Annotated in this window: 9 protein-coding genes; 3 read left to right on the top strand and 6 right to left on the bottom strand. The window is 50.0% G+C overall.

Annotated elements, in window-relative coordinates:
• Positions 1–100 precede the first annotated feature (100 nt).
• Together QNK41_RS03360 and QNK41_RS03365 are read left to right on the top strand one after the other, a co-directional pair.
• Positions 101–337: a hypothetical protein gene (locus tag QNK41_RS03360; protein WP_319253742.1), complete on the top strand. Its 237-nt coding sequence runs from the start codon at positions 101–103 to the stop codon at positions 335–337.
• A gap of 8 nt (positions 338–345) precedes the next feature.
• The gene (locus QNK41_RS03365; RefSeq protein WP_319253744.1) at positions 346–564 is read left to right on the top strand and encodes a hypothetical protein; all 219 of its coding nucleotides are present in this window, start codon (positions 346–348) and stop codon (positions 562–564) included.
• Between the two features lie 356 nt (positions 565–920).
• Here QNK41_RS03365 and QNK41_RS03370 read toward each other — a convergent pair whose 3' ends face one another.
• From QNK41_RS03370 to QNK41_RS03385, 4 genes are all read right to left on the bottom strand, one after another.
• A complete protein-coding gene (locus QNK41_RS03370; protein WP_319253746.1) occupies positions 921–1250 on the bottom strand; it encodes a HigA family addiction module antitoxin in 330 nt (109 codons plus the stop codon).
• Between the two features lie 9 nt (positions 1251–1259).
• Positions 1260–1538 (bottom strand): type II toxin-antitoxin system RelE/ParE family toxin, encoded by a 279-nt coding sequence (locus tag QNK41_RS03375; protein ID WP_319253748.1) that lies wholly within the window; start codon positions 1536–1538, stop codon positions 1260–1262.
• A gap of 238 nt (positions 1539–1776) precedes the next feature.
• On the bottom strand, positions 1777–2088 hold the full coding sequence (locus tag QNK41_RS03380; RefSeq protein ID WP_319253751.1) for a type II toxin-antitoxin system PemK/MazF family toxin: 312 nt from the start codon (positions 2086–2088) through the stop codon (positions 1777–1779).
• On the bottom strand, positions 2085–2318 hold the full coding sequence (locus tag QNK41_RS03385; RefSeq protein WP_319253753.1) for a ribbon-helix-helix domain-containing protein: 234 nt from the start codon (positions 2316–2318) through the stop codon (positions 2085–2087). The genes QNK41_RS03380 and QNK41_RS03385 overlap by 4 nt, the downstream gene beginning before the upstream one ends.
• A 137-nt stretch (positions 2319–2455) precedes the next feature.
• Here QNK41_RS03385 and QNK41_RS03390 point away from each other — a divergent pair, with 137 nt between their 5' ends.
• Entirely contained in the window at positions 2456–3457 is a 1002-nt protein-coding gene (locus tag QNK41_RS03390) for a transposase (RefSeq protein ID WP_319253755.1), read from the top strand.
• A gap of 359 nt (positions 3458–3816) precedes the next feature.
• Here QNK41_RS03390 and QNK41_RS03395 read toward each other — a convergent pair whose 3' ends face one another.
• Complete coding sequence (locus QNK41_RS03395; protein WP_319253756.1) at positions 3817–6081, bottom strand: adenylate/guanylate cyclase domain-containing protein; 2265 nt, start codon at positions 6079–6081, stop codon at positions 3817–3819.
• 234 nt (positions 6082–6315) lie between these two features.
• Positions 6316–6653: hypothetical protein (locus tag QNK41_RS03400; RefSeq protein WP_319253758.1), on the bottom strand; the 338-nt coding region annotated here is incomplete at its 5' end.

The raw sequence follows: 6653 nt of genomic DNA on the forward strand, positions 1-6653 counted from the left end.
CATAATATTTCTTGTGATAAAAGCGGTAACCGTTGAGCAGTGGTTATTTTCAATTGAATATCAACTGGTTATATTTCAAGTAAGCAGCGGAGTTCGATAGTTGAAATTTGAAATTGTTGAACAACTTTCTGTACCGGAAACCATTGCGGTAGACAAATCGATTCACGAATTTCAGCGCCTCAAAAAAGTTTACGGTGATGGTCGATGGCGTAAAATGAAGGGCATCTATATCATTCGGTTTCAGTCAGGAGATGTATGCAGGGCGGAAATTCACTGGTATGAGGCTCGCGGGAAAGGGAAAAAAGAACAGAAAACAAATCGATTCTGGTATAAGTAGGTAAGAATATGCAAGAATTTATCATCTGTGTAAATAATCGAGAGTATGAGGCTTCACTAGAACGATGGAAGGTTTACGTAGCAATTCCAGATGATCTGGCGAAAAAACAGAACCTGCGACGCGTCATCGATGAATCCGGTGAAGACTATCTTTTCCCTTCTGATTACTTTGTTCCGCTAACATTACCGAAAGTTGTCCAGGATGCGATGATGCGGGATTCGTTTTAAATTGAATCTACAAAAATCTGGGCAATTGGTTGAAGGAATTAAGGAAATTAGGGGACGCACATAAAAAAATAAGTTTACAAGGATATCGCCGTTGTATATGGTCAGCATATGCCACGGAAAGGACGAATAGATGCGCCCGGAGCCCTGCATCACATCATCGTCAGGGGGATCGAACGTCGGAAAATTTTCTTAGCCCTTATTTGGGAACTATAGTTGTTGTTTTAACGAAGCTGGAATGAATCCCCAAAACCAAATCGCTTGAAGGGAATTAGACTGAAGATTATAATTCTACTTTTATGAAAACCAGGAGCTATTCCTTTCCCCATCAGTCTTCAGCAAAAAGCCTTATACCCAAGCTATACACCAATTCCGACTTCTTGGCCCGCCTCCCTGACGGGAATGATTCTTTTCTCGATATCAGCCCATATTCTTCGTTTTAAAACCCTCAAATCATATTCAGTCTGCAGATTGAGCCAGAACTGAGCCTCAATGCCAAAATATCGTTGTAGTCTCAAGGCAGTGTCTGTGGTTATGGATCTTTTTCCATTAACAATCTCGCTAATTCGGTTCGGTGGAACGGAAAGATCTCGTGAAAGCTTGTTTATACTGATCTCTAATGGTTCCATGAAATCTTCACGTAAGATTTCACCTGGTGTAATTGGATCAAGATGGTTTTCCTGGTTCATACCTATACCTCAGTGATAATCTATAATTTCTACATTAAATGCATTGCCATCATGCCACTCAAAGCAAACGCGCCACTGTTTGTTTATATTAATTGCATATTGCCCCTTCCTATCTCCTCCCAAAGAATGAAACTTGTTTCCTGGATTGAGCATTAGCGCATCAACACTCGGAGCAGCATGAAGAACGGCAAGCCTTTTTCTTGCCTGCCTTTCAAAAGATTGGAACCGGCGCACTCGGATATCGTTGAACAATCTTTCGGTATCCCGGCAAGAAAATGATTTAATCATACGCAGAGGGTATTACGGATAACGTAGTATGTCAAGCGTGTTGTATCGGATTAATATATAAGGGACGCACATAAAAAGATAAGTTTACAAGGATCTTGCCTTTCTATATGGTCAGCATATGCCACGGAAAGGACGAATAGATGCGCCCGGAGCCCTGCATCACATCATCGTCAGGGGAATCGAACGCAGGAAAATTTTCTTAGATGACGTGGATCGAGAAAACTTCTTTGGTTGCACATTATATATCGAGTGCAAAACGGATTGCCCGTCCAACATCAACCATTTTAACTGGCGGTAAGGATGTGATCAGTGCCCCTATCTTTCCTTTTGAAACAGTTTGCAAATGGTCACAATTGATGGCGCAATCCCGTGGCATGCCATCGGGTTTGGAAAGAAATACTTCGGAAGGTATATCGCGCACTGTGCTTGTAATTGGGGCAACCGTTACTTCACCAAGATATTCTAAAACAGAGTCCCGGGTCAGGATGAGAACCGGTCTTTTTTTATCTGGATTCGCAAATTTGTACCACCGTATTTCACCATGTTTCATTCATCACCCCAAGCCTGTTCTGACTCCCAAACCATAAATTCATCACCAATAATTGGTTTTCGTTCATAGCCTTGTCTGTGCTTGCGTTCCAATTGTTCAAGATTATACCTGGCCAATGCCTCTCGAAGGGCTTTTCTCGTAAAAGCTGAACGACTGGTATTAAGTAGTTTTGAAACTTGATCGACGGCCTTAACAAGATCGTCGTCAAGCGTCATTTGAACCGTTCTCATATTGCACCTCCGCTATGTGGATACTTATAACTATAATAATCCACACAATAATACCTGTCAAGTTCATCAACGATATTTAAGGGACGCACATAAAAAAATAAGTTTACAAGGATCTTGCCTTTGTATATGTTGAGCATATGCCACGGAAAGGACGAATAGATGCTCCCGGAGCCCTGCATCACATCATCGTCAGGGGGATCGAACGCAGGAAAATTTTCTTGGATGACGTGGACCGGGAAAACTTCTTGGCACGTTTGGGTGCCGTTATCGAAGATACCCAAACGGGATGCTTCGCCTGGGCATTGATACCCAATCACTTTCACCTGTTGCTAAGAACTGGTGATTCTCCAATTTCTCGGGTCATGCAACGGTTGCTGACAGGCTATGCTGTATCTTTCAACAGGCGTCATCGGCGACACGGGCACTTGTTCCAAAACCGCTACAAGTCAATTCTTTGCCAGGAGGACGCTTATCTTTTGGAGCTTGTCCGGTATATCCACTTAAACCCACTCAGAGCAAAAATTGTTCAAAATCTAAAAGAATTGGAAAACTACAGCTATTGTGGTCACAGCGCCTTATTCAAGAATAGCTGCTGTCCCTGGCAGGATACCGGCCATGTGCTCAAGATGTTTGATTCAGCCCTCTCCACAGCGCGAAGGATATACCGGGGGTTCGTTGCAAAAGGTGTCGACCAGGGCCGTAGAGATGATCTCATCGGCGGGGGGTTGATTCGAAGTGCAGGGGGCTGGATGGCGGTCAAGGCGCTGCGCAAGGCAAAGCTGTTTCAAAAAAGTGATGAGAGAGTGTTGGGGGATGGTGACTTTGTCGAAAAAGTGTTGTCACTGGCGAACGAGAAAATGGAGCGGCGCTGGCGGCTAAAGGCTGAAGGTGTTGATTTTGAGTCAATTTTGAAAAGGGTGTCTGCGTTAACTGGCGTTTCGCCTGAGATGATTCTAACGCGTGATCGCGGAAGAAGGACAGTCAAAGCACGCAGTTTGTTATGTTATTGGGCGACTGAAGAACGTGGGCTAAGACAGCCGGAAATTGCGGAAAAGTTGAGGGTAACGCAGGCTGCGGTCAGTATTGCAGCAAAACGAGGCAGGGCAATTGCAATTGAGAACAAACTAAAATTTGTGTGAAGTTATATTTTTATGAGCGTCCCCTAATAGTCTTGATCTGTTATTGAGATATCCATGTGAGGCTTGTTTCTGCTAAGGCTGAGCCATCTTAAAGCCGGTCGGCAGGTTCTTTAAAGCATAGCCTATCAGCAGAGGCCGGAGCTTTCCGTTATTAATTCCCTCGCCTGCTCCATGGTCCTTACCGCACGGGAAGCCAGATCATCCAGCTCATGCTGAAACATCTTTGGTAAGTCAGGCCACTCAAAGTTAACTTCCTTGCCGCTTCGAGCGTCCTTCAAGCAGACAGCACTGCCATGGCTCAGTTCAAGCTCATTTCCTTTTACATCCCTTATAAGAATCAACATTTTTGGCGGTCTCTTTCACTTGGTTTTAGGTTCGAACACACACTCCCAGTCATCCGCCGGCGGGTCATCCTGATAGACCCGGCAGCGCGCCAGCATGGTTTTTGACGGGCCGTCGTCGGGGCGCAGGGAGAGGGCGCGCTCTAAATAGGCAATTGCCTGGGGCCAGTGCTGCCGGCAGTATTCGTCGTAACCGGCGGCATAGGCCTCCAGGGCCCCTAAATGCTCCGGTGACAGCACGGCATCGGAGCGTCCCACCAGCTCGTAAACCCGCACGCACTGCTCGCGTCCCACCACCCGCACCAGGTCGAGGTCGCGCAGGATGAAATCGTCCTTGACCATGGCATAGGTGTTTTCGCCGATCAGGATTTCCGTGCCGTACATCTTGTTCAATCCTTCCAGGCGCGACCCCAGGTTGACCTGATCCCCCAATACGCCATAGGCGAAGCGATACCGCGAACCCAGATTCCCAAGCAGCATGGGTCCACTGTTGATCCCGGTGCGGGCGTGCATGAACGGGCGGTCGATGTCGATCCACCCCTCACAAAGCCTGCGGAGACCGTCGCGCATGGCCAGGGCCGCCTCGCAGGCGCGTTGGGCGTGGTTCGGCTGTTCGATGGGGGCGCCGAAAAAGGCCATGATCTCGTCGCCCACATACTCCTTCAGTGTGCCGCGCTGCTTGAAGATCTCCTCGGACATGCGGGTAAAATAGTCGCTGAGGATCTTGACCATCTCCGATGGCCCGTAGATTTCGGTGTAGCTGGTGAAGCGCTCCAGGTCGCAAAAGAGTACCGTCAAAACCTTTTCCTCGCCCCCCAGGGTCAGTTGTTCGGGGTCCTTGAGCATCTCTTCGATGACCAGCGGGGCCACGTACTGTCGGAAGGTGCTTTTGATCCGTTTGCGGTCCCTTTCTACGGTGGCATAGAGAAACACGGTAACAAAGGTGTAACTGACGACCAGCGAGGTCAGCGGGTAGACCATGTTCAGCCACAGATCGAATTGGACGAAGAGCCAGCGGGTGAAAAGCACGTGCAGGCTGAATACGCCCAGGGCAATCAAAAGCCCCAGCGTGGCTTTCACCCGGGGCAGGAAAATGCCGGGAAGCAGGCCGATGGTGATGATCGCGATCAGGTCGAAAATCTCCGACCAGCGTGGCTTGGAAATATAGTGGCCGGTGAGGATGTTGTCGATGATCGTGGCGTGGATCTCCACGCCCGGGTAGACCGAACTGAATGGCGTCGACCGCAGGTCGTGGGTGCCCACGGCGGAGGCCCCCACCAGGACGATCCGGTTCGTGAAGGTTCCGGCTGGCGTCTTGCCTTTTAAAATATCGGTGATGGAATAGTGGGGAAAGGTTCCGGCCGGGCCGAGGTAGTTGATCCGCAGCAGCCCGTTTTCGTCGGTGGGGATGAAGCGCTGGCCCATCTGGACCCCCTCCACGCCGTAGCGAGGGACCTTGACGATGGTCTGGGGCCGGTCCAGATAATGCAAGGCGCACATCACCGCCAGGTGGGGAAAGAGGTCCTCCCCGCACTTGATCATCAGCGGTACGTTGCGCACCACGCCGTCCCGGTCGCTGGCCACGGTGAAAAATCCGGCTGCGTCGGCGGCGTCGGAGAATAGTTTCAAGTTGGCCTCCGGCGCATACGCGGTGATAAACGGCAGCCGGGACGCATCCGGGTCGTCCTGGAGAATCATGGGATATTTGGACTTGCCGATCAGCGCCAGCTGCCGGTCGATTTCCGTCTTTTCGATATCGTAGTTCAATTCTGACGGGCTCATGTGAAAAAAATAACCGAGCACCGTGGCCGACCGGGCCTGCCGGATTGAATCGGCCAGAATCCGGTCGTTGATGTCCTTTTGGAGACGCTGGGGTGTTCGACCGTCCGGGCGCTCTTCGGCCGCATTTAAGCGGGCCAGTGCTTCTGAAAATCCCTGGGGTACCGTCGGGTTGGCGTGCTCCTCCGGCTCGAGAAAACCGATGTCGAAGCCGATCACCTTGGCACCGTCGTCTGACAGTCGATTCACCAGAGCGGCAATGGTGGAACGCGGCCACGGCCAACGGCCCTCCTGGTCGAGGCTTTTTTCATCGATCATGGCCAGGGCGATTGCCGGTGAAGGCTGCCGATAGCCCCGTTGAAGGAAACGCAGGTCGTAGAGCTTCAATTCAAAGAGCTGCAGGATGGGAACGTCGATCCGAAACAGGAAAATGGTCAGGGTGACGGACAGGGCGGTGACGGCGGCAACGCCTTTCAGGTAGGCCGGGATGCGAGGCAATTTCATCGGGTTTCCGTCAACTTGCCTTCATGGGCACTTAGCAGGCTGTTGAAAAACTATTGCGCTTGGCCATACATCGTTAAAATTTGACTCAAAATGCTCATTTATCACACATAAACTCCGCTTTTTCGCCAAATTTTGCCTTGTCTTGCCTGCGCGCATGACGTTTTTCAAGACCCTGTTAGACTATTTGTGAGATAGGTTCTTATGATTTATTTCCGGATAGTCGGGCATTTGCCGCTACCCATCCGCGAACAGGTAATTGCCGAACACGTTGGATTGCAGGTTGGCGATCCACTGTTTGCCCTCGTGGGTCACCTTCAGGTACCCGAGGGCATCCTGAACGTAGGGACTGACAATGTCCCAGTAGAATTTCGCATTGCAGGCACGCAGGTCCCCGGGCGTTTTGTATCCCAGCTTCTCGTTGAGACCCAACTCTTCAAACTCATAAAACAGGGCCGTGCATTTTTGCATCCGGTTGGGGTCTGCCAACTGTCCGATAAAATCAGCGGCACGAACCAGCCCCGGGAATCCGGAGGTATCCTTATGCCAATCATCATCGGGTGAAACTGCCTTGG

Origin of the sequence: Desulfosarcina sp. (assembly GCF_033791525.1) — a bacterium.
In the GTDB taxonomy this organism is placed as follows: Bacteria; Desulfobacterota; Desulfobacteria; order Desulfobacterales; family Desulfosarcinaceae; genus Desulfosarcina.